This window comes from Curtobacterium sp. MCSS17_007, assembly GCF_003234175.2.
Classification (GTDB): Bacteria; Actinomycetota; Actinomycetes; order Actinomycetales; family Microbacteriaceae; genus Curtobacterium.
Genome location: NZ_CP126257.1, coordinates 1,376,238 through 1,401,313 on the forward strand (window position 1 = coordinate 1,376,238; position 25,076 = coordinate 1,401,313).

A 25,076-nucleotide genomic window follows, 5' to 3' on the forward strand; every position below is an offset into this window, starting at 1 on the left:
GGAGAATGGAGGACGTATGACGATCACCGACACGCCCAGCACGGCGTCCCGCACGGCGAAGCCCCTGCGCATCGGCCCCATCGAGGTCGAGGCGCCGGTCGTGCTCGCCCCGATGGCGGGCATCACGAACATGGCCTACCGCCGCCTCTGCCGCGAGTACGGCGCCGGCCTCTACGTCTGCGAGATGATCACCTCGCGCGCGCTCGTCGAACGCACGCCCGTGTCGATGCAGCTCATCCAGCACCACGAGTCGGAGACGCCGCGCTCGATCCAGCTGTACGGCGTCGAGCCCAACACGGTGGCCGAAGCGGCGTCGATCCTGGTCGGCGAGGACCGCGCCGACCACATCGACCTCAACTTCGGGTGCCCGGTGCCGAAGGTCACGCGGAAGGGCGGGGGAGCCGCCCTGCCGTGGAAGCTCGACCTGTTCCAGGACCTCGTCGAGAAGACCGTGAAGGCCGCCGGCGACGTGCCGGTCACGGTGAAGATGCGCAAGGGCATCGACGCCGACCACCTGACCTACCTCGACGCGGCGCGCATCGCCCGTGATGCCGGTGTCGCCGCGATCTCGCTGCACGCCCGCACGGCGAACGAGCACTACTCGGGGCACGCGGACTGGTCGGCGATCGCGACGCTGAAGGAAGCGATCACGGACATCCCGGTCCTCGGCAACGGGGACATCTGGTCCGCTGCCGACGCGCTCCGCATGGTCGACGAGACCGGCTGCGACGGCGTCGTGGTCGGTCGCGGGTGCCTCGGGCGGCCGTGGCTGTTCGGCGACCTCGCGGCGGCGTTCCGGGGAGAGGACGTCCGGGCGATGCCGTCCCTCGGCGACGTCGCGACCGCGTTCCGTCGGCACGCCGAGCTGCTGGTCGAGTTCTTCGGGTCCGAGGACCACGGGTGCCGCGACGCCCGGAAGCACGTGTCGTGGTACTTCAAGGGGTACCCGATCGGCGGCGACGTCCGTTCGGCGCTCTCGATGGCGTCGAGCCTGCAGGAGATCGACGACCTGCTCGGTCAGCTCGACTGGTCGGCCCCGTACCCGGGCGCCGACGTCGAGGGGCCGCGCGGCCGTGCTGGTCACCCGAAGCGGACGGCGCTGCCGGACCGCTGGCTCGAGTCGCGCGACGTCGACGCCGAGTTCCGCAAGGTGCTCGCCGCCGCCGAGCTGCACCACAGCGGCGGATGAGCGCCACCGCATCGTACGGGCCGGCCGACGCCGAGCGCTGGTTGCCCGAGACCCACGGCAACCGCCGGTCCGACTTCGCCCGCGACCGCGCCCGACTGCTGCACTCGAGTGCGCTCCGTCGGCTCGCCGCCAAGACGCAGGTGCTCAGCCCGACCACCGGACTCGACTTCGCCCGCAACCGGCTGACGCACTCGCTCGAGGTCGCGCAGGTCGGTCGCGAGCTCGCCGACTCGCTGGGACTCGACCCCGACGTCGTCGACACGGCCTGCCTGGCGCACGACATCGGGCATCCGCCGTTCGGCCACAACGGCGAGACCGCCGTGAACGCCTGGGCAGCGGACATCGGCGGGTTCGAGGGCAACGCACAGACCCTCCGTCTGCTCACGCGGCTCGAGCCGAAGGTCTACGGCGACGGACCGGACGACGACCGGCCGTACGGGCTCAACCTGACCCGCGCCTCGCTCGACGCGAGCTGCAAGTACCCGTGGCCGGCGGCGCAGGGAGTCGCCGAGGCATCGTCGGGCCGCACGAAGTTCGGCTTCTACGACGACGACCACGACGCGTTCGAGTGGCTCCGTCGCGGGGCTCCCCGTCGGCAGCGGTGCATCGAGGCGCAGGTCATGGACCTGTCCGACGACATCGCGTACTCGGTGCACGACTTCGAGGACGCGGTCGTCGCGGGCTTCATCGACGTCGCGGCGCTCGGCGACCGGGTCGGCGAGAACGACATCGTCACCGCGATGCACGCGTGGGTCGGGTCGGACCTCAGTCGGGACGAACTGCTCGAGGCGTTCGACCGACTCCGGTCGCTCCCGCTCTGGATGACGTCCTACGACGGATCCCGCCGGGACATGGCGCGGTTGAAGAACCTCACGTCGCAGCTCATCGGACGATTTGCTCGGACGGCGACCGCTGCGACGCGGGAGTCCTACGCGTCCGGCTCCCTCGTGCGGTTCGCGGCTTCGGTCGTGACGCCGCCGGAGATCATCGGCGAGATCGCGGTGCTCAAGGGGATCGTCGCCGCGTTCGTCATGACCCACGGTGACCGGCAGCCCGTGTACGAGGACCAGCGTCGGGTGCTCACCGAGCTCCTCGACGCGTTGGCCGCGACGGGCAGCGCGGACCTCGAGCCGGGGTTCGCGGCGGACTGGCGTGCATCGTCCGACGATGCGGGGCGCCTGCGGGCCGTGGTCGACCAGGTCGCGAGCCTGACGGACCAGGGGGCCCTGGCGTGGCACAAGCGGCTCGTGGTCGGCGACCGCGAGACGACGCACATCGCGGTCTGAGGCGGCCCGGAGCGGGAGCGTGGCTCCCGCGGCGCGGTCGGGACGCCCCGGTGCTGTCGAGACGCCGCGGTGCTGTCGAGACGCCGCGGTGTCGCCGAGACGCCGCCGGATCTCGGACCGTCTCGACGGTGCGACGGCGTCGCACGGTGACACCGGCGTCTCGGTGCCGCGTCATGCCCGGGACGAGCGCTGTCGACGTGCACCGTGCCTCCCGTCCGCTCTCCACGGGCGGACGCGGACCGTCCTCCGGCGGCACCGGCACGAACTAGGATCGAGGGGTGGCTGGCAGGATCGCGCGGAACGACATCGACGAGGTCCGCTCGCGTGTCAACATCGCGGACGTCGTCGGCGACCACGTCACGCTGAAGTCGGCCGGCGTCGGGTCGCTGAAGGGCCTCTGCCCCTTCCACGACGAGCGTTCCCCGTCCTTCCACGTGCGTCCGCAGGTCGGCCGGTACCACTGCTTCGGCTGCGGTGAGGACGGTGACGTCTTCGAGTTCATCATCAAGATGGACCACACCACGTTCCAGGAAGCCGTCGAGCGGATGGCCGCCAAGATCGGCTTCACGCTCCACTACGAAGAGGGCGACGGCCCCCGCACCGACTACAACCAGCGGGCCCGGCTCATCGCCGCGAACGAGGCGGCGCTGGAGTTCTTCCAGTCACAGCTCACCTCCGCGGCCGCGGAGCCGGCCCGACGCTTCCTCGGCGAGCGCGGGTTCGACCCCGCCGCCGCGCAGCACTTCGGCGTGGGGTTCGCGCCGCAGTCGTACGACGCGACGCGGGAGCACCTGCGCAGCCGAGGGTTCTCGATGGACGAGATCCTCGCGGCGGGCCTCGCCGGCCAGGGCGACCGCTCGCCGTACGACCGGTTCCGCGGACGGCTCATGTGGCCGATCCGCGACGTCACCGGGGCGACGATCGGGTTCGGTGCGCGACGCCTGCTCGACGACGACAAGGGCCCGAAGTACCTCAACACCCCCGAGACGCCGATCTACCACAAGAGCCAGGTGCTCTACGGGCTCGACCTCGCCCGTCGGGACATCTCGAAGGGCAAGCAGGTCGTCATCGTCGAGGGCTACACCGACGTGATGGCCTGCCACCTCGCGGGGGTGACGACCGCGGTCGCGACGTGCGGTACCTCGTTCGGCGTCGACCACATCAAGGTCCTCCGTCCGATGCTGGGCGACGTGAGCGGCGCCGACCCGAACGCCAACGGTGAGGTCGTCTTCACCTTCGACCCGGACGAGGCCGGGCAGCGTGCGGCGTCGCGGGCCTTCGCCGAGGAACAGCGCTTCGCCGCGCAGACCTTCGTCGCGGTGGCGCCGGGCGGTCTCGACCCGTGCGACCTCCGCCTCGCGCGGGGGGACGACGCGATCCGTCGTCTCGTCAGCGCGAAGCGCCCGATGTTCGAGTTCATGATCCGACGCACGCTCGACGGGCACGACCTCGAGACGGTCGAGGGACGTGTGAGCGCCCTGCGAGCCGCTGCGCCCGTGCTCGCGGGGATCCGCGACCGGTCCCTCACGCAGGGCTACGTCCGTGAGCTCGCCGGGTGGCTCGGCATGGAGATCCCGGAGGTGCGCCGCGCCGTCGACGCAGCCCGCCAGCGCGCGACGACCGCGCGCAACGACCGGACGGGAGGCACGGTGCCGGTCGGCCAGGCCGGCCCGGGTGGCGAGCTGGTCGCTCCGCCAGAGGAGCCCGTGGCCGGGCTGCGCCTGCTGCCGAACGACCCGATCACCCGGATGGAGCGCGACGCCGTGATGGCGATGGTGCAGCAGCCGGCGTACGTCGGGGCGCCGCTCATCTGGCTCGCCGCCGGTGCGACCTTCTCGGCCCCGATGCTCTCGGTCGTGCGGGACGCGGTCGTCGCCAACGTCGAGTCGATCGGCGCGGGGGACTGGCTCGACCGGTTGCTGCAGGACGTCCCGGCGCCGTTCCGTTCGCTCGTGCAGGAGCTCGCGCTGGCGCCGATCCCGGCCCGGACCGACGAGGACCTGGCGCTCTACGCCCGGAGCATCGTCGTGGCCCTGGTCGAGCGGGACCTGCTCGCTCGCAAGGCCTCGCTGCTCGGGCAGCTGCAGCGGGCCGACCCGCACGAGCAGGCCGACCGTCGTGCGGAGATCCAGCGCCAGCTCGTCGACATCGACGCGCAGCGGATGCGGCTCCGAGCCGACGCCGAGGCGGCAGCGCAGGGCTGAGGGCCGCCGGCTGGCCGTCTCGTCGGTGCCGGCTCGCGCGACCGGGCTCGTTCCGGTCGTCTGCACTCGTTCCGCTTGCACGACAGGCAGTGCGCGCTCGTTCCGGGCGCACGACGTGCCGTCTCGACCCGGACGGAACTGCATGTCCTGCGACCGCAATCCGGCCGCGACCTTCCGGCGCCGAACGGGCAGGACACGCCGCCTGCGAGACGTCCAGCGAGCGGGAGTCGTCGCTCGGGGACGGTGCGCGTGACGCATTCAGCCCGCCCGGCGCCCCGCCGTCGCCAGCCACTCGTCCTGGTCGTCCCGGTCGCACGACTTGCCGCGCGCGATCGACCCGGTCGCAGGACTCGCCGTCGCGGCTCGCACTGAGCGGCATGTCGTGCGACCGCAACTCGGGCGGCGTGTCGCGCGACCACGACTCGTGCGCCGTCCGAGCATCCGACGGCGCCGAGCGGGCAGGACGCGCCGCGTGCGTGACGCCGAGCGGGCGAGCGTTGTCGGCCGGGAGGTCGAGCGTGACCGATGCCGCTCGCTCGACATCCGGCGCTCGGCTGGCCTGCACCCCAGCGTTGCAGGACGCAACATTCGTGCGTGACACGCCGGGAGGGGACGCGCACATCATGCGCCGGACGACGCGCTCGTGCATTACAAGGGTGTAAACAAATCTCCCTCGAATCGTGGAGTTCCGTGTCAGGGTGGTACCAATGAGCGTTCCCGGCGGGCCTCACAGTCGAACCACCGCCCGCCGCGAGCCCCTTGCGAACCATCACCAAGAGAGAGAGCGGACATGGCATCCGTGACCAAGTGGGGTAGGCGCGGCATCGCGCTCGGCGCCGGAGTGGCAGCGACGGCGCTGGTCCTCACCGGCTGCGCGAGCAGCAGCGTCTCCGACACCGAACTGAACGGCCTGAGCATCGGGACGACGGACAAGATCACGTCCCTCGACCCGGCCGGCTCCTACGACAACGGCTCCTTCGCCGTGCAGAACCAGGTGTTCCCGTTCCTGATGAACACCCCGGTCGGCAGCCCGGACGTCGAGCCGGACATCGCCGAGAGCGCCGAGTTCACGAACGACACCACGTACACGGTGAAGCTCAAGAGCGGGCTGAAGTTCGCGAACGGCAACGACCTGACCTCGAGCGACGTCAAGTTCTCGTTCGAGCGCGAGCTGAAGATCAACAACGAGAACGGCCCGCAGTCCCTGCTCGCCAACCTCAAGAGCATCGACACCCCGGACGACACCACGGTCGTGTTCAACCTCGACCACGCCGACCAGACGTGGCCGCAGGTGCTCTCGAGCCCCGCCGGTCCGATCGTCGACGAGCAGGTCTTCTCCGCGGACGAGCTCACCCCGGCGGCGGACATCGTCAAGGGCAAGGCGTTCGCCGGGCAGTACGAGATCACCTCGTACAAGGAGAACGACACGATCCAGTACAAGGCGAACCCGAACTACGACGGGCTCCTCGGCAAGGCGAAGACCGACGAGGTCACCGCCAGCTACTACACCAAGGAGACCGACCTCAAGCTCGCCGTGCAGAAGGGCGACGTCGACGTGGCGTACCGCTCGCTGACGCCGACCGACATCGCGGACCTCCGCAAGGACGACTCCGTCAAGGTGTACGACGGCCCCGGCGGTGAGATCCGCTACATGGTCTTCAACCTCAACACGCAGCCCTTCGGCAAGGACCAGTCCGACGCCGACGAGGCGAAGGCACTCGCCGTGCGGCAGGCCGTGGCGGACGTCGTGGACCGTGCGGCGATCGCCAAGGAGGTCTACAACGACACCTACTCGCCCCTGTACTCGATGGTGCCGGACGGCCTGACGGGTGCCGCGAAGCCGTTCGAGGAGCTCTACGGCGACGGCGACGGCGGCCCCGACGTCGACAAGGCGAAGGAGACCTTGTCGAAGGCGGGCGTCGACGGCAAGGTCCAGATCGACCTGCAGTACTCGCCGGACCACTACGGCTCGACCTCGGACGACGAGTACGCGGCCATCAAGACGCAGCTCGAGAACTCGGGGCTGTTCACCGTCAACCTGCAGTCGACCGTGTGGACGACGTACTCGCAGGAGCGCGTGAACGACGCGTACCCGGTGTACCAGCTCGGGTGGTTCCCGGACTTCTCGGACGCCGACAACTACCTGTCGCCGTTCTTCTCGAAGGACAACTTCGTGCAGAACCACTACGACGACCCGGAGATCCAGGAGCTCATCGCCCAGGAGCAGCAGGAGTCCGACGCGTCGAAGCGCGCCGACCTGATCGAGCAGGCGCAGGAGCGCGAGGCCACGCAGATCTCGACGCTGCCGCTCCTGCAGGGCAAGTCCGTCGCGGTCGCGTCGAAGGACGTCAAGGGGCTGACCCTCGACTCCTCGTACAAGTTCCGCTACGCAACCCTCTCCAAGTAACACCGGCGTCGGCCCACGGGGGCGTTCCCACGAGGAGCGCCCCCGTGGCCGCGTCCCGAACGGCACCGAAAGGCACCCGTCCCCGTGACCCTCAGCACCCCCGAGGCGACATCGGAACTGGCCACCGACCCCACCAAGCCCCAGGCACAGCGACGTGCCCGCGGGCAGGGTGGCGGGCTCGGCCGGTACGTCCTCGTCCGCTTCCTCCTCATCTTCCCGACGGTCTTCATCCTGGTGACGCTCGTCTTCTTCCTGATGCGCGTCATCGGGAACCCGATCACCGCGTCCGTCGGCGGGCGGCTCACCCCGTCGCAGCTCCAGGAACGCCTGCACGCCGCCGGCTACGACCGCCCGGTGTTCGTCCAGTACCTCGAGTACCTCGGCAACATCGTCCGCGGCGACTTCGGGACCACGTCGACCGACAACCGCCCGATCACCGAGATCATCGTCACCTACGGCGGCGCCACCGCGGAGCTCGTCTTCTACGCCCTCATCGTCGCGCTGCTGCTCGGCATCCCGCTCGGCATGCTCGCTGCCTACGTGCGCGACAAGTGGCCGGACGTGCTCTTCCGCGCGCTGGCGATCCTGACCTACGCCACCCCGGTGTTCTTCGGCGGTCTGCTCCTGAAGCTCGTCTTCTCGGTGTGGCTCGGCTGGCTGCCGCTCGGCGACCGCGCCTCCACCCGGGTGTCCCTCATCCTGGACGGCATCCCCGGTGCCTCCGGCATCTACATCGTCGACGCGCTCCGCACCGGGAACGCGCAGGTCATCGGTGACGTGCTGTCGCACGCCGTCCTGCCCGCGCTGACGCTCGGCCTGCTCACCGCGGGCATCTTCCTGCGCCTCGTGCGCGCCAACATGATCGGCTCGCTCGGGTCCGAGTACGTCGACGCGGCCCGCTCGCGCGGCGTCCGGGAGGCGCGGCTCGTCCGCACCCACGCGTTCCGTCCGGCACTGGTCCCGATCATCACCGTGATGGGCCTGCAGATCGCCATGCTGCTGGGCGGGTCGGTGCTGACCGAGACGACCTTCGGGTGGCGTGGACTCGGCTTCGAGCTCAACCAGTACCTGTCCGCGCGCGACTTCGTCGCGGTCCAGGGCATCGTCGCGATGCTCGCCGTGATCGTCGCGGTGACGAACTTCGTCGTCGACGTCGTCGCGGCGCTCATCGACCCGAGAGTGAGGTTCTAGCGATGGCCGACACCTCGCTCGTCGACCGCCACGAGCCGCTCTGGAAGCGGCTGCCCGTGGTGGTCCAGCTCCGCAAGAGCACCGGCTGGCAGCGCGGCATGCTCGTCACCGGCGTGGTGATCTGCGCGCTGTACCTGATCGTCGCGATCGCCGCGCCGCTCATCGCCCCGTACGGCTTCGGCCAGCTGCAGGGTGCCGACGGCCAGAGCTTCCCGCGCACCGGTGCTCCGAGCGCCGAGCACGTCTGGGGCACGACCGTCGGCGGCTTCGACGTGTTCAGCCGCGTCGTCTACGGCGCCCGGACCGCCGTCCTCGTCGTCATCGTCGCGGTCGTCGTGTCGATCACCATCGGCGTGATCCTCGGCATGGTCTCCGGGTACATCGGTGGCTGGCTCGACCGGGTGCTCGTGGTCGTGGCGGACGCGATCTACGCGTTCCCGTCCCTGCTGCTGGCGATCGTCGTGTCGATCGTCATCTCGGGCGGCAACTCGAGCTACGCCGGCGGCATCGTGGCGGCGGCGATCTCGATCACGGTCGTCTACGTCCCGCAGTACTTCCGCGTCGTCCGGGCCGAGGCGGTGCGCCTGAAGAACGAGGCGTTCGTCGAGTCCGCGCGGGTCATGGGGACCGATCCGTGGCGCATCATGACGCGGCACGTCCTGCGCAACAGCACGAGGAGCCTGCCACTCATCCTCACGCTGAACGCCAGCGACGCGATCCTCACGCTCGCCGGCCTCGGCTTCCTCGGGTTCGGCATCGGTCCGACCGCAGGTGCCGAGTGGGGCTACGACCTCAGCCGAGCGCTGTCCGACGTCGCGTCCGGTGTCTGGTGGACCGGTGTGTTCCCGGGGACCGCGATCGTCCTGCTCGTGCTCGGTGTGACCTTCATCGGCGAGAGCCTCAACGACATCTCCGACCCGCGCCTCCGCGCCCGGCGCCGCCTCGGGCAGCTGGTGTCGCGCAAGCAGGCCGCCAGCACGGAAGGGGCGACGGCATGACCGACGCAACCACCGACCAGCAGCACCGGCCGGTCGCCGTCGTCGACGACCTGACCGTCACCTTCGCCACCGACAACGGCGCGGTCGACGCCGTCAAGGGCGTCAGTCTCGACGTCCGCCCCGGCGAGGTCCTCGCCCTCGTCGGCGAGTCCGGCTCGGGCAAGTCGGTGACAGCGCGCAGCATGCTCCGGCTCATGCCCGAGACGGCGACCCTCGGCGGCGCGGTGTACCTCGACGGCACCGACGTCGTCAGCGTCGGTGCGGCGAAGCTCCGCGAGCTCCGGGGCACGGCTGGCGCGATGGTCTTCCAGGAGCCGTCGACCGCGCTCAACCCGGTCTTCACCGTCGGGTGGCAGATCGCCGAGGGCCTCCGAGCCCACGGCGGGGTCTCGAAGAAGGAGGCCCGCGCGAAGGCCGTCGACTACCTGCGCCGCGTCGGCATCCCCGACCCCGAGACGCGCGTCGACCACTACCCGCACCAGTTCTCCGGTGGGCAGAAGCAGCGCGTCGTCATCGCGAGCGCACTCGCCCTCGAGCCGAGCGTGATCATCGCCGACGAGCCGACGACCGCCCTCGACGTGACGGTGCAGGCCGAGATCCTCGACCTGCTCCGACGCTGCCGCGACGAGTTCGGCGCGGCGATCGTCATCATCACGCACAACATGGGCGTCGTCGCCGACCTGGCCGACCGGGTCGCCGTGATGTACCAGGGCGAGGTCGTCGAGGAAGCCCCGGTCGCGCAGCTCTTCGCCGCCCCGCAGGCCGAGTACACGAAGCGCCTGCTCGCCGCGGTGCCCCGCCTCGAGGCCTCGACCGGCGCCGCCCGCCGTGCCGCGATCACGACCGACGTCGAACCGCTCGTCAGCGCGAAGGGGCTCGAGATCGAGTACCCGGGCCGCCTCGGCGCGCACGCGTTCAAGGCCGTCAAGGGCGTCGACCTCGACATCCGCCCGGGCGAGGTCCTCGGCCTGGTGGGGGAGTCGGGCTCCGGCAAGACCACCATCGGCCGCGCGATCGCCGGCCTCACGCGGATCACCGGTGGCTCGCTGGACGTGCTCGGCACGGAGATGCTCGGCTACAAGGAGCGGGACTTCAAGCGGCACCGCAAGGACATCGGGTTCGTGTTCCAGGACCCGGCGACCTCGTTCAACCCGCTGCTCACGATCGCCGAGTGCGTCGCCGAACCGCTCGTCGTGCACGGCGAGGTCGCGAACCCGCGGGCCGCACGGAAGCGCGTCGGTGAACTGCTCGAGATGGTGCAGCTGCCGGCGTCCTACGGCGACCGGTACCCGCACGAGCTCTCCGGCGGCCAGCGACAGCGTGCGTCGCTCGCGCGGTCGATCGCGCTCCGCCCGAAGCTGCTCATCGCGGACGAGCCGACCAGCGCGCTCGACGTGTCGGTGCAGGCGCGCGTGCTGGAGCTCTTCCTAGAGCTGCAGCAGGACCTCGGCTTCGCGTCGCTGTTCATCAGCCACGACCTCGCCGTGGTCGGTGCGCTGTCCGACCGGATCGCCGTGCTCTACCGCGGTGACCTGGTCGAGACGGGCACCACTGCCGAGGTGCTCGGCGCGCCGCAGCACCCCTACACGCAGCGCCTGCTCGCGTCGCTGCCCGTGCCGGACCCGGCGGAACAGGCGGAGCGACGGCGTACGCTGGTGGGACTGGAGAACGCCGGGTCCTGACCCGGCGCCACCGGCCAGGAGGCGCGACCAGCGTCGTCGACGCGAGTCGCGCCTCCCGTCCGCCGGCTCCACCGCAGTACGCGCGACGGTCCCGCTGATCACGGACCGTCGCACACCGTCGCCGTGCGCGACGTGGAAGGGGACCCATGATCGCGGTGAACGGACCGGCGGTCGTCGCAGACGACGTGTCCATCGAGTACCGGGGCGTGCGCGGCGCGGCCCCGATCCGGGCGGTGGACGGCGTCAGTCTGACCGTCCGACAGGGCGAGATCCTCGCGCTGCTCGGTGAGTCCGGGTCCGGCAAGTCCACCTTCGCGGCCGCGGTCGCCGGGCAGCTCGGTGCCACGGGCGAGGGCGAGGGGGCACACCGGCGGCACATCGCCGGAGGTGAGCTCACCGTGCTCGGGCAGAAGGTCCGTGGGCTCCGTCCCAGCTCGCGCAGGGCGCAGCGGCTCACCGGACGCATCGGCTACCTGCCGCAGGACGCCGCGGACCGGCTCAGCCCCGACCTCACCGTGGGCGAGGCGATCGCCGAGCCGATCTACGTGCGCGACCGCCGGTTCGACCGCAAGGAGGCCGGGCTCATCGTCGCCCGCCTGGTCGACGCCGTGCACCTGCCGCTCGGCGTGATGCGCCTCAACACGTGGGAGCTGTCGAGCGGGCAGCGGCAGCGCGTCGCCCTGGCGCGGGCACTCGTCCTCGAACCGCAGCTGCTCGTCGCGGACGAGCCGGCACGCGGCGTCGACGTCCTCGTCCGCCAGTCCGTCCTCGAGGCGCTCGCGACCCTGCAGGTCGGGCGTCGGTTCTCCGCCGTCGTCGTGTCGAGCGACCTGCGCGAGGCCCGGGCACTCGCGGACCGCGTCGCCGTCATGGCCGAGGGGCGCCTGGTCGGCCTCGGCACGTTCGACGAGGTCCTCGACAACCCGGTCGACCCGTACGTGCGGACGCTCGCCGCGACCGCCGCGCGACCGGTGAAGCGACGCCCCGCAGCTCCGGCCGCGCCCCGTCGGTCCGCGGCACCCCGCCGTCCCGTGGCCGCCGGGACCGGACCGCGCGCCGACCGTCAGGAGAACGCATGAGCACCACCGTCGCAGCCGGTACCCGCGGCCACCGCGCCGTCGTCACGGACGCGGGAGCGCCGCTGCCCGTCGACCCGCCGGAGGCCGGTCCGATCGCGATCCTGCCGTCCGCGGCGGAGCTGCACGCAGACGCCGTGCGCGAGGCCGGGGGTACGGTCGGCGACCTCGGCGACGACACGCGGGGCATCGTGTGGCTCGACGCCCGGGACCCGGACGGGCTCGAGACCGCGCTCGGGCGGGCGCCGGCCGTCGGCTGGGTGCAGCTGCCCTTCGCCGGGGTCGACGCCTTCGCGCACCTCATCGAGCAGCACGGCGACCGGGTGCTCTTCACGTCGGCCAAGGGCGCGTACGCGGAGCCGGTCGCCGAGCACGCGCTCGCCCTGACGCTCGCCACGCTCCGGGTGCTGCAGAAGCGCGCCCGCGCCACGTCCTGGGCCACCGAGCCCGAGGGTGTGTCGCTGTACGGACGGAACGTGCTGGTCGTCGGTGCCGGCGGCATCGCCCTCGAGTACATCCGGCTGGTCGCGCCGTTCGAGGTCGCGGTCACGGTGGTGCGGCGTTCGTCCGAGGCGGTGCCGGGGGCGGACCGGACCGTGACGACCGACGAGCTCGACGACGTGCTGCCCGACGCGGACGTCGTCGTGGTCGCCGCGGCGATGACCACGGGCACCGCGAAGCTGTTCGACGCCCGACGACTCAGCCTCATGAAGCCGTCGGCGCGCCTGGTGAACATCGCCCGCGGGGGACTGGTGGACACCGACGCGCTCGTCACCGCCCTCCGCGACGGCACCATCGCGGCCGCCGCACTCGACGTCACCGACCCGGAGCCGCTGCCGGACGGCCACCCCCTGTGGGACGAGCCCGGTGCGATCATCACGCCGCACCAGGCGGACACGCCGGACATGGTGGCGCCGCTGCTCGCCGAGCGGGTGCGGGCGAACACCGCGGCGTTCCTGACCGGCTCGGGTTCGGGTTTCGTCGGCGTCGTCGACCCCGTCGCCGGCTACTGAGCGCCGCCGACGTGGGGCGCAGCCGGGCGGCGCGCCCGGGATGCGCCGCCGATGCGCGGAGCTGGGCCCGGGTGCTGCTATGCTGTTACCCGTTGTTCGCGAGAGATTCGCCAGCGGACAGTGATCCTCGATAGCTCAATTGGCAGAGCAGCCGGCTGTTAACCGGCAGGTTGTTGGTTCGAGTCCAACTCGGGGAGCAGACAGGCCCTCACCGTCACGGTGGGGGCCTTCTCGCGTCGACGGGCTGGTGCGCGGCTCCGGTGAGCGGAGGGGTCCGGGTCCCGACTGGCTCGCAGGCGCCGCCCGGGCAGAAGCTGTTAGCGTTCACAGGTGATCACCGTGCGCCGAGCCCTCGCCACGGCGCTCGTCGTCCTCGGTTCCGTGGGGCTCACCGCGTGCACCACCGGCCAACCCGAGCCGGAGGACTCCCTGGACACCGGCGCCCGTTCCGAGGTCTCCGCCTCCGGGAGCGCTCCGATCGTCTTCGCCTTCGTGTGCGGCGCTGCCGCGGACGACGGCGCGGCCGGTACCACCGCGAGCCCGGACATCACGAACGGCGACGGGGCGGCCGAGACGTACACGACGTACGCCGCCGTGTGGGAGGCGGACCAGACCGACTGCCGGGCCGAGCGGATCACCGGAGCGGCGATGTCCTCGCAGCAGCGTGCTGCTGTGCGCGCGACCGACGGGCACGCGACGCTCGAGGAACTCGCGGCGACCTGCGCGGAGCGCGGGGTGTCGCCGTGGCGCAGCGCCGTCACGACGCCGGAGCAGGCGTACCTGGCAGCCGGCCTCGTCGAGTACTGCCCCGGACACCCCGACCGCGATCGTCTGCAGGAGGCACTGGCCGCCTACCGGGCCTGAGCCGCGCCTCCCGGCCGGATCTCCGGGTGTGCGAGCGTGAGGGTCCGGCGATCAGCCCTCGGGGTGGTCGCGCCCGGGGAGCCACGACCTGCCCGGGCCGCCCCAGCTGCTCTTCCGGATCGCCTTGGCGACCTGCTTGCCGTACGGGTGTCCGAGCCGGTCGGCGTAGAGGTAGCCGTCCAGGTGGTCGTACTCGTGCTGGAAGATGCGGGCGAGCCAGCCGTGGGCCTCGACCTCGAAGGGTTCGCCGTGCTCGTCGACCGCCCGGAGCAGGACGCCCTCGGCACGGCGGAGCGGGAAGCGCTCGCCCGGGATCGACAGGCACCCCTCGGACTCCTCGTCCTCGTCGAGGTCCTCGACGGACTCCGGGACGGGCGGGGTGGTCCACAGCACGGGGTTCACGGCGACGCCGCGGTGCAGGACCTCGTCGTCATCGGTCCACGAGTACACGAAGAGCCGCTTGCCGACCCCGACCTGCGGGCCGGCGAGACCGACGCCCGGAGCGAGGTCCATCGTCTCGTACATGTCCTGCACCAGGGTGCGGAGGTCGTCGTCGAACGCGGTGACCGCTGCTGCACGCTCGTGCAGGACGGGTTCGCCGGTGATGCGGATCGGGAGCACGGCCATTCACCCAGGTTATCCGGCACGGACCGGTAGCCTCGACGCGTGACGACCGACCTCCCGATCCCGGAAGCGGTCAACCTGACCCCGTTCCAAGCCCTGATGATCCCCGTCGCGCTGGTCGGTGCGGTCTTCCTGTCGCTCGGCGCCCAGTACCAGAGCCGCGGCGTGCAGCGGGTGGAGGCACGACTCGGTCGGCAGTCGAAGGGGTTGTCGGTCCGGCACGTCGTCGGGCTCCTGACGAGCGGGTGGTGGGTGCTCGGCACCCTCATGCTCGGGCTCGCCGTCGTGCTGCAGCTCATCAGCATCACGAACGCCCCGCTCATCGTCGTCCAGCCGCTCGGTGCGGTCGCCCTCGTCATCACCACGTGGTTCTCGTCGCGCTCCAGCGGCGTGCCGCTCGGGCAGCAGGCCCGACGGGCGGTGTGGACGTGCATCATCGGCGTCGGCATCTTCGTCGCCATCGCGGCGTTCGTCGGTCGCGAGAGCGCGATCACCCACGAGCAGCTCGTCACCATCCTGGTGATCCTGGCCGTGGTGCTCGTGGTCGTCCTCGTCTCGTTCCGCTTCGCGGCGAAGCGCGCGAGCGCGCTGTACTACATCGTCGGCGCGGGGGTCCTCTACGGCTTCGTCGCGACGCTGGCCAAGGTGGTGCTCAACCGCTTCCTGCACGGCACGTTCGACTGGCTGACCGCGATCGCGATCGCAGGCGTCGTCGTGGCGGCGGTGCTCGGCGGGTACTTCGTGCAGAACGCCTACTCGAGCGGGTCCGCCGACCTGGTGATCGCGGGACTCACCGTGATCGACCCGATCGTGGCGGTCGGCATCGGCGTCATCGTGCTCGGCGAGGCCGCCGGGGCGCCGTGGATCGCCGTGGTCGGGTTCGTCGTCGCGGCGGTGGTGGCGATCACCGGGGTGTTCCTGCTCGCGAAGCACCACCCCGAGACACGGCGCTAGCCACGCTCGCTGCCGGCTCTCGGCGTCCTCCGCGAGGCTGACGCGGGCGCTCGGACCCGTGCGGTACCGTCGAGGCCCGACCAGCAATCGCCCACGAGAGGACGACGCCAGCCGTGTCAGAGGACGCCACCACCGCCACCGCCGGACCGACGGGCGCGACGGGCGGCTCCCGGCCCTTGCGGGTGATGATCGCTGCCGACACCTTCCCGCCGGACGTCAACGGCGCGGCGACCTTCGCCGAGCAACTGGCCGTCGGGCTGGCCGAGCGCGGGCACGAGGTCCACGTCGTCGCTCCGGCGTCGAGCTCCCACCACGGCACGTTCGACGAGGAGCACCGCGGCGTCGTCCTCACCGTGCACCGGCTCAAGTCGTACAAGTGGCCGTGGCACGCCTGGCTCCGCTTCGTGTGGCCGTGGAGCGTCCGCAAGTGGACGGGTCCGATCCTGGACGCCGTCCAGCCGGACGTGGTCCACATCCAGTCGCACATCGTGATCGGGCGGGGCATCGTCCAGGAGGCCCACGAGCGCGGCATCCGCATCGTCGGTACCAACCACTTCATGCCCGAGAACCTGCTCGAGTACGTGCCGTTCGGGCGCCGGACCCTGCCGATCGCGCTGAAGGTCGCCTGGAACGACGCCGCGAAGACCTACCGGCTGGCCGATGCCATCACGACGCCGACCGTGCTGGCCGCCGACTACCTCCGCGAGGCCATCGCCGGGCAACAGGTCCTCGCGATCTCGTGCGGTCTCGATGCGTCGCGGTACACGGCCCGGAGCGGGCGCCCCGCCGGCAACGACATCGTCTTCGTCGGTCGTGTCGCCCCCGAGAAGAACCTCGACGTGCTCGTGCGTGCCCTGCCGCTGCTGCCGGCGGAGCTCCACGCGACGCTCACCGTCATCGGCGGCGGCGAGATGATCCCGAAGCTGCAGACGCTCGTGCAGGAGCTCGGACTCACCGACCGCGTGCGCTTCGCCGGGTTCGTCTCGGACGAGGCCAAGCGCACGGCGCTCACGAACGGCACCGTGTTCGCGATGCCGTCCACCGCTGAGCTGCAGAGCATCTCGTCGCTCGAGGCGATGGCGTCCGGACTGCCGGTGGTCGCCGCGGACTCGATGGCGCTGCCGCACCTCATCGACGGCAACGGGTACCTGTTCACCCCGGGCGACGTCCACGACCTCGCCGCCAAGCTGACGCAGGTCCTGCAGGCGTCCGACCAGGACTACCAGGCGATGCGGGAGCGCAGCCTGGCCATGATCGAGGCACACGACATCAACCGCACGCTCGCCACCTTCGAGTCGCTGTATCGTGGGGAGCCGGTGGCCTGACGGTCCCCGACGAGGGGCGGTAGCCAAGCTGGTCAAGGCACTCGGCTCATAACCGAACGATCGCGGGTTCAAGTCCCGCCCGCCCTACCGAGCCGAAGAACCCAGCGGTTCACGCAGTCCAGACCCGGGCCCGCCCGCAGTCCCCGAACCCAGCGGGTTCAAGCAGTCCAGAAAGGCTGGCCCGCCCGTGCACCTGCCCCGACGACGAGACACCCCCGACGACCACGGCCCCACGCCGAACGTCATGTTCGAGACGACGCGGGCCGGTACCGGCGTGCGTGTCAACGCCTTCCGGATCGGGTTCATGGGCGCGCTCGGCGTGCTCATCGCGCTGCTCGCCGGGTCGATCGTCCACCAGCTCAGCACCGTCCTGGTCTACATCGGCGTCGCCCTGTTCCTCGCGCTCGGCATCGACCCGCTCGTGTCCTTCCTCGAGCGGTTCATCCCGCGGTGGGCCGCCATCACCATCGTCGTCGTCGGCGTCCTGTCGGCCTTCGCGGGCGTGGTCTTCGCGGTCGTCCCGATCCTCATCCAGCAGGCGACGAACCTCATCCAGAACTTCCCCGAGATCGTCCAGGACATCTCGCAGCAGCAGTGGGTGCAGGACCTGTCGCGTCAGTTCGCCGGCTCGTTCGACATCAACCACTCGCTCGAGTCCCTGCAGTCCTTCGTGGAGGACCCGGGCAACCTGCTCAGCCTCGGCGGTGGGATCCTGGCGGTCGGCAGCGGCATCCTGTCCGGGCTCACCGGCGCCGTCATCGTCATCATCCTGATGCTGTACTTCCTGGCGTCGATGCGGGGCCTGAAGTCGATGGCGTACCGGTTCGTGCCGGCATCGCGACGTGAGAACTTCATCGACGTCAGCGAGCAGATCACGCAGGCGGTCGGCCGGTACGTGGTCGGGCAGATCAGCCAGGCGCTCATCAACGGCATCCTCAGCCTGGTGTTCCTGCTCATCATCGGCGCACCGCTGCCGGTGCTCCTGGCGACGTTCGCGTTCCTCGGCTCGCTCATCCCGCTCGTCGGCACCCTCGCAGCGGCCGTGGTCATCTCGCTGCTGTGCCTGTTCGCCTCGCCCGCGACCGCACTGGCGGCGGCGATCTACTACCTCGTCTACATGCAGGTCGAGGCGTACATCATCTCCCCGCGCATCATGTCGCGGGCCGTCCAGGTGCCGGGCGCGCTGGTGGTCATCGCCGCCGTCGCCGGCGGCACCATCGGCGGCGTGCTCGGTGCGCTCGTCGCCGTGCCCGCGGCAGCGTCAGTGATCATCATCGTGCAGAAGGTCATCTACCCCCGTCAGGAGCAGGCATGACCACCGCCGAGCCGGACCTCGCGGAGCACGTCGCCGCCCGGGACGCCTGGGCCCGCAGCGCTCGCGGGCCGCTCGCACTGGTCACCGCGCAGGTCGTCGACCGTCCGCAGCCGGTCTGGCCGGTGCCCGGACGGTGGGCACCCGCGACGGGCGGTCTCTCGGTCACGGCCGCCGCCGCCGAGGGGGTCGTGGTGGACGGCGTCCCGGTGGACGGAACGGTCCTGGTCGCCGGGGACACCGCCGTCGTCCCGTCGGTCGCCGGCTTCCCGGACGGGCGAGCGGGCACCGTCCAGGGCACCACGCTGCGGGTGTGGGACCCCGCCTCGGACGCGATCGCCCGGTTCGCTCGCATCGACCGCTTCGCGCCGCGGCAGGAGGGGTGGGTCACCGCCGGCCGGTACGAACCGTGGGCCGGTCCGGAGGCCCCGGGTCACCTCACCGACGCCGCCGGCGATCCGCTGCCGGTCGCGGGCACGATCGAGACGACCGTCGACGGGACGACCGTGCGGATGACCGCGGTCCGGTCCGCGCCGTTCCACGGCAGATCCCGCCTGCAGCTCATCGTCCAGGACGCCACGAGTGCCCTCGCCGAGGACGCTCCTGGCAGCTCGTACTCGATGGGGCGCTTCCTGTACCTCGACGAGCCGGACGGGCCAGCGGACGTCGTCCTCGACTGGGAGCGGCTCGTGCTGCCGCCGTGCGCGTTCTCCTACCAGTTCGCCTGCCCCGTACCGCCGGAGGAGAACCGACTCCCGGTCGCGATCACCGCGGGTGAGCGGCACCCGGTCGACGCGGACGGCGCCGTCCTCCACTGATCGGGATCCGGTCCTGCCCGGGTGTGGCGTTCGCAGCCGGGCGCATGCATAATGGGCGTGTCCGCGAGGACATCACAATCGGATATCGATGGTTCCGGCACCGGGACTCCGCACCACAGGTCGATGGGGAAGTCGCACCTGACGAAGCGGAGGAATCGTGAACGGAACGACGACAGGAGTGCTCTACGTGCACTCCTCACCACGCGCGCTCTGCCCGCACGTCGAATGGGCGGCCGGACGCGCCATGAGCCGCGCCGTGAACTTCTCGTGGCTCGACCAGCCCGCGCTGGACGGATCCCGTCGCACGGAGTTCACCTGGACGGGGCAGGTCGGCACCGGCGCGGCCATCGCCTCTGCCCTGCGCGGGTGGGAGCACCTGCGGTACGAGGTCACCGAGGAGCCGACGGCGGTGTCGGACGGCGGCCGGTGGATGCACACGCCCGACCTCGGCGTCTTCTTCGCGCAGACGGACGTGTCGGGGAACATGGTCGTGCCCGAGGACCGGGTGCGCTACGCGATGGAGGTCGCCGGCAGCAACGCCCTCGAACTGCACCGCGAACTGCGACTCGCACTCGGACAGGCCTGGGACGACGAGCTCGAGCCCTTCCGGCACGCGGCCGAGGGCAACCCGGTTGTCTGGCTCCACCGCGTCGGCTGACCCGCTCGATCCCTCCGCACACCTCGGACGCCGCCCGCTCCCTCCGGAGCCGGCGGCGTCCGTCGTCCCGCTGGTGCACGGGGCGTGACGAGCGGCGCCTGCCGCTGCCCCTGAGGGCGCACGACGTGCCGCCGGCGGACGTTCTGGTCGCAGAACACGCCGTCGGAGCCGAAGGTGAGCGGCATGTCGTGCGACCGGAGGCGGAGGCGGAGGCGGAGGCGAGGCGGAGGTGGGGCGGGAGCCGCGGGGAACGTGGACCGGCCGGGGGGACGACGGAGGCCCGCCCTGCGGACGCAGGACGGGCCTCCATGCCGATGCGGGGCCGGCGACGACGGGTCAGGCCGTACGGAACGCCACCACGGCGTTGTGCCCGCCGAACCCGAACGAATTGCTGACCGCGAGCAGGTCGCCCGCGGGCAGCTCGCGCGGCGCGGTCGCGACGTCCATCACGATCTCCGGGTCCTGCTCGGTCAGGTTGATCGTCGGCGGGGCGACCCGCTGGTGCAGCGCCATGACCGTGAAGGCGGCCTCGATCGCACCGGCTCCACCGAGCAGGTGACCGGTCGACGCCTTGGTCGCCGAGACGACGACGTCGTCGAGGTGGTCGCCGAAGACGCGACGCATGGCGTGGTACTCGGCGACGTCGCCGACCGGGGTGGAGGTCGCGTGGGCGTTGACGTGGACGACGTCCTCGCGGGCGGCGTCGGCGTGCTCGAGCGCCGTGATGACCGCGCGGGCTGCGGCGCTGCCCTCGGGGTCCGGTGCGGTGATGTGGAACGCGTCCGAGGTGATGCCGGCACCGGCGACCTCGGCGTAGATCGTCGCGCCGCGGGCCTCGGCGTGCTCCTTGGACTCGAGGATGAGCGCCGCGGCGCCGTCACCGAGCACGAAGCCGTCACGGGTGACGTCGTACGGACGGGACGCCGTCTCGGGGGAGTCGTTGCGTCGCGAGAGCGCCTGCATCGCGGCGAACGCGGCGAGGGGCAGCGGGTGCAGCGCGGCCTCGGCGCCACCGGTGATGACGATGTCGGCGTCGCCGTCGGCCACGTGACGGTAGGCCTCGGCCAGCGATTCGGTGGACGATGCGCAGGCGGAGAGGTAGGTGCGGGCGCCACCGCGGGCGCCGAACTCCATCTCGATCGCGGCGGCGGGGCCGTTGGCCATGAGCATCGGCACCGTCATCGGCATGACTCGACGCGGGCCCTTCTCGCGCAGGGTGTCCCAGGCGTCGAGGAGCGTGTTCACGCCGCCGATGCCGGTCGCCCAGTCGACGATGAGTCGCTCGGGGACGACGGTCTCGGGGTCGATGCCGGCGTCGGCCCAGGCCTCACGCGCGGCGACGAGCGACAGCTGCGACGACGGGTCGAGGCGCTTGGTCTCCGGGCGGGTGAGCTGGTCGGTGAGGAAGCGGCGTGCCTGGCCGGCGAACTCGACGGGGATCTCGAGCGACGAGTAGCGCTCGTCCTCGATCCGGGTGATGCCCGACTTGCCGGCGAGCAGTGCTTCCCACGTCTCCGGGGCGGTCGCGGCGAGGGGTGTGATCGCACCGATCCCGGTGACGACGACGGTCTTCTTGGTCATGGAACGACGTGTTCTTTCGTGTGGACGAGTCGGCGGGACGAGCCGCCGTGGTGAACGAGTCGAGCGCCGCGGACCGCGGTGTGTCCGCGGCCGCGGCGCTCAGGAAGCTCGCGTCAGGCCTGGGCCTTGACGATGTAGTCGACGGCGTCGCCCACGGTCTTGAGGTTCTTGACCTCTTCGTCCGGGATCTTCACGTCGAACTTCTCCTCGGCGTTCACGACGATGGTCATCATCGAGATCGAGTCGATGTCGAGGTCGTCGGTGAACGACTTGTCGGCGGCGACGGTGTCGGTCGCGATGCCGGTCTCGTCGTTGATCAGCTCGGCCAGGCCGGCGAGGACTTCTTCGTTGGACAGGGCCATGGGTGTTCTCCTTGAGGGGGGTGTCGTTTGACCGTGGGACAGCCTAGGGCACGGGCACTGCCCGCGCGCGGAGGCGCGTGGGGCTAGGGGAGGACGACCACCTGCGCGCCGAACACGAGTCCGGCGCCGAACCCGATCTGCAGGGCGAGGCCGCCCGACAGCTCCGGGTGCTCCTCGAGCAGGCGGTGCGTGGCGAGCGGGATGCTCGCGGCGGAGGTGTTGCCCGTCGTGGTGATGTCGCGGGCGATCGTCACGGTGTCGGGCAGGCCGAGCTGCTTGGCGAACTCGTCGATGATGCGGATGTTCGCCTGGTGCGGCACGAAGGCGGCGAGGTCCTCGGGGTGGACCCCGGCGGTCTCGAGCGCTTCGCGGGCGACCTTGACCATCTCCCACACGGCCCAACGGAAGACCGTCTGGCCGGCCTGGCGCATGGTCGGGCGCGGAGCGCCGGCGGCCCACTCGTTGTAGGTCGCGGTCATGCCGATCGCGTCCCACTTCGAGCCGTCCGAGCCCCAGATCGTCGGGGCGATGCCGGGGAAGTCGCTCGGGCCGACCACCGCGGCACCCGCGCCGTCGCCGAGCAGGAACGAGATCGACCGGTCGGTCGGGTCCACGACGTCGCTGAGCTTCTCGGCGCCGACCACCAGGACGTGGTCGGCGAGGCCGGACTTGATGAACGAGTCCGCCTGGGCGATGCCGTACGCGTAGCCGGCACAGGCCGCGCTGACGTCGTACGCCGCCGCGGGCGTCGCACCGATGCGCTCGGCGAGCAGCGACGCCATCGAGGGGGTCGCGACGGTGTGGGTGACCGTGCTCACGAGCACCACACCGATCTGGTCGGGGGTGATGCCGGCCTTCTCGATCGCCTCGCGCGCGGCCGTCTCGGCCAGGTCGACCGCCTCGACGTCGGCGCCGGCGCGCTTGCGCGTGACGATGCCGGTGCGCTGGCGGATCCACTCGTCGGACGAGTCGATCGGGCCGACGAGGTCGTCGTTCGGCACGACGTTCTCACCGCGGGCGGCGCCGAACGCCAGGATGCGGGTGAACTCGTGTCCGCGACGCTGCTGCAGCAGCGGCCGGGAGGCGCGGGTCGCCTCCGTCCCGTCGGCGGCGGTGATCGGTGTGGAGCTGTCGGTCATGCGGTTGCGTCTGCTTCCTGGCCCGCGCGCTGCAGCAGGTCGATCGCTGCGGGCAGGTCCTCGGGGGTCTTGATGGCGACGGTGGGCGTCCCGCGGAGCCCGCGCTTGGCGAGGCCGACGAGGGCGCCGGCCGGCGCGAGCTCGATGATGCCGGTGACGCCCGCGGCGCCGAACGACTCCATGACGGCGTCCCAGTGCACCGGGTTCGCAATCTGCTGCACCATGAGGTCGACGAAGCGACGGCCGTCGTCGACCCGGGAGCCGTCGGCGTTGGTCCAGATCGGCAGCGTCGGGTCGTGCACGACGGCACCGGCGGCGACCGGGGCGACGCGCTCGACGGCCGGCGCCATGAAGCGCGTGTGGAAGGCGCCGGCGACGGCGAGCGGGACGACGCGGGCCTTGGCGGGCGGCTCCGCGGCGAGGGCGGCGATGCCGTCCGCGGGACCGGCGACGACGGTCTGACCGCCGCCGTTGTGGTTGGCCGGCACGAGGCCGTGCTGCGCGAGGCCGGCAGCGACCTCGTCGGCGTCACCGCCGAGGACGGCCGCCATCGAGGTCGGTTCGAGGGCCGCGGCGTCGGCCATGGCCCGGCCGCGCTCGGCGACGAGGGTCACGGCGTCGGACGGCTCGAGGATCCCCGCGACCGCGGCCGCGGTGAACTCGCCGACCGAGTGTCCGGCCACGCCGCCGACGAGGGCGCGTCGGCCGTCGGCGAGCAGGGCGTCCGCGGTCACGAGGCCCGCGGCGACGATGAGCGGCTGCGCGAGGGCGGTGTCGCGGATGGTATCCGCATCGGACTCCGTGCCGTGCCGGACCAGGTCGACGCCGATGGCCTCGGACCACGCTCCGACGCGGTCACGGACTGCGGCGTCCTCGAGCCAGGGGGCGAGGAAGCCGGGGGTCTGGGAGCCCTGTCCGGGCGCGACGACGACGATCACCGGTCAATCCTCCCGGCCGTGCCGCGCCGGACCCGTGTGGACATCCCACACAGATACGGCGAGGACGTTGTGCGGTTCCACCGGTCGTGGAGTGCGGCACGGGCGTCGGCGACGGCACGGCAGGGCGGGGCACCGCGGGTGGAACCACGGAAGCGACATCGAACCAGGGCGCGGGGCTGGTTCGATGTCGCTTCCGTGGTTCGACGCGCGCCGGGCGCAACGACGGCGCGCGGCGCGACGGGGTCAGCGGCGGTGCGGCAGGCGGCGACGCCCGGCCGACGACTCCGACATCGCGCCGAGGATGAGTGCGGACTGCACGATCAGGGCGTCGCGCGCGTGCGTGGCGTCCCAACCGATGACGTCGGCGACCCGGCGGAGGCGGTAGCGGACCGTGTTCGGGTGCACGAAGAGCTCCCGTGCCGTCGCTTCGAGGGACCGTCCGGTGTCGAGGTAGCACCAGAGCGTCTGCAGCAGCTCGGTGGACTGGTCCTTGAGCGGCACGTAGATGCGCTGCACCAGGGCCGAGCGGGCGAGCGGATCGCCGGCCAGGGCCCGTTCGGGCAGCAGGTCGTCGGCGAGGGCTGGTCGGGGAGCACCGCGCCAGGCCCGTGCGACGGCGAACCCGGCGAGGGCGCCCTTCGCGCTGGTCGAGGCGTCGACGACCCCGGGGACCTCGTTGCCGAGCACCAGGTGACCCTCGCCGAAGGACGGTTCGAGGGCTTGAGCGATGGCGGTGAAGGAGACGGGTTCCTCGCCCTCGGGCACGTCGTCGCGCGGGGTGGCGCGCCCGATGACGACCACGAGCCGGGAGCCCTGGACCCCGATGAGCACGTCGGCGTCCATGTGTCGGGCGGTCCGGCGGATCTGGTCGACCTCGAGTTGCTTCGGCGCGTTGCCGACCAGGACCGCGACCTCGCCGTGGCCGTGCCAGCCGAGGGCCGCGATGCGGGAGGGCAGCTCGTCGTCGTACTCACCCGACAGGATCGAGTCGACGACGAGCGCTTCGAGCCGGGCGTCCCAGAGCCCGCGGGCCTCGGCGGCGCGGGCGTAGACGTCGGCAGCGGCGAAGGCGATGTCCCGCGAGTACTTGAGGATCGCCTCCTGGAGCATCTCGTCGTCCTTCGCGCGCTCCTCGACGACGGTCACGACGACCCGGATGAGCTGCAGGGTCTGCTGCAGGCTCACCGAGCGGAGGAGTTCACGCGGTGCGGAGCCGAAGACGTCGGCCGCCGCGATCCACGGGGTCGATGCGGTGCCCTCGAGCCAGGAGATGAACGAGGTGATGCCCGCCTGAGCCACGAGGCCCACCGCGGAGCGGCGCCCCGGCGGCATCTCGCTGTACCAGGGGAGGGTGTCCTCGAGCCGCTTGATCGTGGCGGTGGAGAGTTCGCCCGACACCTGCCGGAGCCAGGAGAGCGCGCGTTCGCGGTCGTTCTCCCGGCCCACGGCAGGGAC

Annotated in this window: 21 protein-coding genes and 2 tRNA genes; 17 read left to right on the plus strand and 6 right to left on the minus strand. The window is 71.6% G+C overall.

The features are described 5' to 3' along the window. The first annotated feature begins 16 nt into the window (after positions 1-16). The 11 genes from dusB (at position 17) to DEJ22_RS06525 (ending at position 13,910) form a co-directional block, all read left to right on the plus strand. Entirely contained in the window at positions 17-1,189 is a 1,173-nt protein-coding gene (gene dusB, locus DEJ22_RS06475) for a tRNA dihydrouridine synthase DusB (protein WP_111225853.1), read from the plus strand. Further along, positions 1,186-2,475, plus strand: coding sequence for a deoxyguanosinetriphosphate triphosphohydrolase (locus DEJ22_RS06480; RefSeq protein ID WP_111225854.1), 1,290 nt, complete (start codon positions 1,186-1,188; stop codon positions 2,473-2,475). Before dusB ends, DEJ22_RS06480 begins: the two co-directional genes overlap by 4 nt. A gap of 278 nt (positions 2,476-2,753) precedes the next feature. Then, positions 2,754-4,679, plus strand: a complete 1,926-nt coding sequence (gene dnaG / locus DEJ22_RS06485; RefSeq protein ID WP_111225855.1) for a DNA primase — start codon at positions 2,754-2,756, stop codon at positions 4,677-4,679. Positions 4,680-5,469: 790 nt separating this feature from the next. Beyond that, positions 5,470-7,086 carry an ABC transporter substrate-binding protein gene (locus DEJ22_RS06490; protein ID WP_111225856.1) on the plus strand — a complete coding sequence of 539 codons (1,617 nt, stop codon included), beginning with the start codon at positions 5,470-5,472 and terminating at the stop codon, positions 7,084-7,086. 84 nt (positions 7,087-7,170) lie between these two features. Next, a complete protein-coding gene (locus DEJ22_RS06495) occupies positions 7,171-8,277 on the plus strand; it encodes an ABC transporter permease (RefSeq protein WP_111225857.1) in 1,107 nt (368 codons plus the stop codon). A 2-nt stretch (positions 8,278-8,279) separates the two neighbouring features. Then, entirely contained in the window at positions 8,280-9,275 is a 996-nt protein-coding gene (locus tag DEJ22_RS06500; protein ID WP_111225858.1) for an ABC transporter permease, read from the plus strand. Beyond that, positions 9,272-10,957 (plus strand): ABC transporter ATP-binding protein, encoded by a 1,686-nt coding sequence (locus DEJ22_RS06505; RefSeq protein ID WP_111225859.1) that lies wholly within the window; start codon positions 9,272-9,274, stop codon positions 10,955-10,957. The genes DEJ22_RS06500 and DEJ22_RS06505 overlap by 4 nt, the downstream gene beginning before the upstream one ends. Before the next feature lie 146 nt (positions 10,958-11,103). Continuing rightward, positions 11,104-12,036: an ATP-binding cassette domain-containing protein gene (locus DEJ22_RS06510; protein WP_111225860.1), complete on the plus strand. Its 933-nt coding sequence runs from the start codon at positions 11,104-11,106 to the stop codon at positions 12,034-12,036. Then, positions 12,033-13,046, plus strand: a complete 1,014-nt coding sequence (locus DEJ22_RS06515) for a D-isomer specific 2-hydroxyacid dehydrogenase family protein (protein ID WP_111225861.1) — start codon at positions 12,033-12,035, stop codon at positions 13,044-13,046. Before DEJ22_RS06510 ends, DEJ22_RS06515 begins: the two co-directional genes overlap by 4 nt. 124 nt (positions 13,047-13,170) lie before the next feature. After that, a tRNA-Asn gene (locus DEJ22_RS06520) sits at positions 13,171-13,243 on the plus strand. Positions 13,244-13,376: 133 nt separating this feature from the next. Beyond that, the gene (locus DEJ22_RS06525) at positions 13,377-13,910 is read left to right on the plus strand and encodes a hypothetical protein (protein WP_111225862.1); all 534 of its coding nucleotides are present in this window, start codon (positions 13,377-13,379) and stop codon (positions 13,908-13,910) included. Between the two features lie 51 nt (positions 13,911-13,961). On the opposite strand, the gene def is transcribed toward DEJ22_RS06525, so the two are convergent. Beyond that, positions 13,962-14,537, minus strand: a complete 576-nt coding sequence (gene def, locus DEJ22_RS06530) for a peptide deformylase (protein ID WP_111225863.1) — start codon at positions 14,535-14,537, stop codon at positions 13,962-13,964. Positions 14,538-14,576: 39 nt separating this feature from the next. On the opposite strand from def, the gene DEJ22_RS06535 reads away from it, so the two are divergent. From DEJ22_RS06535 to DEJ22_RS06560, 6 genes are all read left to right on the plus strand, one after another. Continuing rightward, a complete protein-coding gene (locus DEJ22_RS06535) occupies positions 14,577-15,488 on the plus strand; it encodes a DMT family transporter (protein ID WP_181430640.1) in 912 nt (303 codons plus the stop codon). A gap of 113 nt (positions 15,489-15,601) precedes the next feature. Beyond that, positions 15,602-16,813, plus strand: coding sequence for a glycosyltransferase (locus tag DEJ22_RS06540; protein WP_111225864.1), 1,212 nt, complete (start codon positions 15,602-15,604; stop codon positions 16,811-16,813). Between the two features lie 13 nt (positions 16,814-16,826). Continuing rightward, positions 16,827-16,900: transfer RNA gene (locus DEJ22_RS06545), tRNA-Ile, on the plus strand. Between the two features lie 157 nt (positions 16,901-17,057). Next, positions 17,058-18,128 carry an AI-2E family transporter gene (locus DEJ22_RS06550; RefSeq protein ID WP_111225865.1) on the plus strand — a complete coding sequence of 357 codons (1,071 nt, stop codon included), beginning with the start codon at positions 17,058-17,060 and terminating at the stop codon, positions 18,126-18,128. Beyond that, positions 18,125-18,943: a DUF1684 domain-containing protein gene (locus tag DEJ22_RS06555; protein WP_111225866.1), complete on the plus strand. Its 819-nt coding sequence runs from the start codon at positions 18,125-18,127 to the stop codon at positions 18,941-18,943. The genes DEJ22_RS06550 and DEJ22_RS06555 overlap by 4 nt, the downstream gene beginning before the upstream one ends. 178 nt (positions 18,944-19,121) lie before the next feature. Continuing rightward, the gene (locus DEJ22_RS06560) at positions 19,122-19,601 is read left to right on the plus strand and encodes a DUF3145 domain-containing protein (protein ID WP_111225867.1); all 480 of its coding nucleotides are present in this window, start codon (positions 19,122-19,124) and stop codon (positions 19,599-19,601) included. A gap of 336 nt (positions 19,602-19,937) precedes the next feature. Here DEJ22_RS06560 and DEJ22_RS06565 read toward each other — a convergent pair whose 3' ends face one another. From DEJ22_RS06565 to DEJ22_RS06585, 5 genes are all read right to left on the minus strand, one after another. Beyond that, positions 19,938-21,182 (minus strand): beta-ketoacyl-[acyl-carrier-protein] synthase family protein, encoded by a 1,245-nt coding sequence (locus DEJ22_RS06565; RefSeq protein ID WP_111225868.1) that lies wholly within the window; start codon positions 21,180-21,182, stop codon positions 19,938-19,940. Between the two features lie 113 nt (positions 21,183-21,295). Further along, complete coding sequence (locus tag DEJ22_RS06570) at positions 21,296-21,544, minus strand: acyl carrier protein (protein WP_022903951.1); 249 nt, start codon at positions 21,542-21,544, stop codon at positions 21,296-21,298. Between the two features lie 83 nt (positions 21,545-21,627). Beyond that, positions 21,628-22,683 carry a beta-ketoacyl-ACP synthase III gene (locus DEJ22_RS06575; RefSeq protein ID WP_258379504.1) on the minus strand — a complete coding sequence of 352 codons (1,056 nt, stop codon included), beginning with the start codon at positions 22,681-22,683 and terminating at the stop codon, positions 21,628-21,630. Further along, positions 22,680-23,621, minus strand: coding sequence for an ACP S-malonyltransferase (locus tag DEJ22_RS06580; RefSeq protein WP_111225869.1), 942 nt, complete (start codon positions 23,619-23,621; stop codon positions 22,680-22,682). The genes DEJ22_RS06575 and DEJ22_RS06580 overlap by 4 nt, the downstream gene beginning before the upstream one ends. Before the next feature lie 243 nt (positions 23,622-23,864). Further along, entirely contained in the window at positions 23,865-25,067 is a 1,203-nt protein-coding gene (locus DEJ22_RS06585; protein WP_181430641.1) for a PucR family transcriptional regulator, read from the minus strand. Positions 25,068-25,076: the final 9 nt, after the last annotated feature.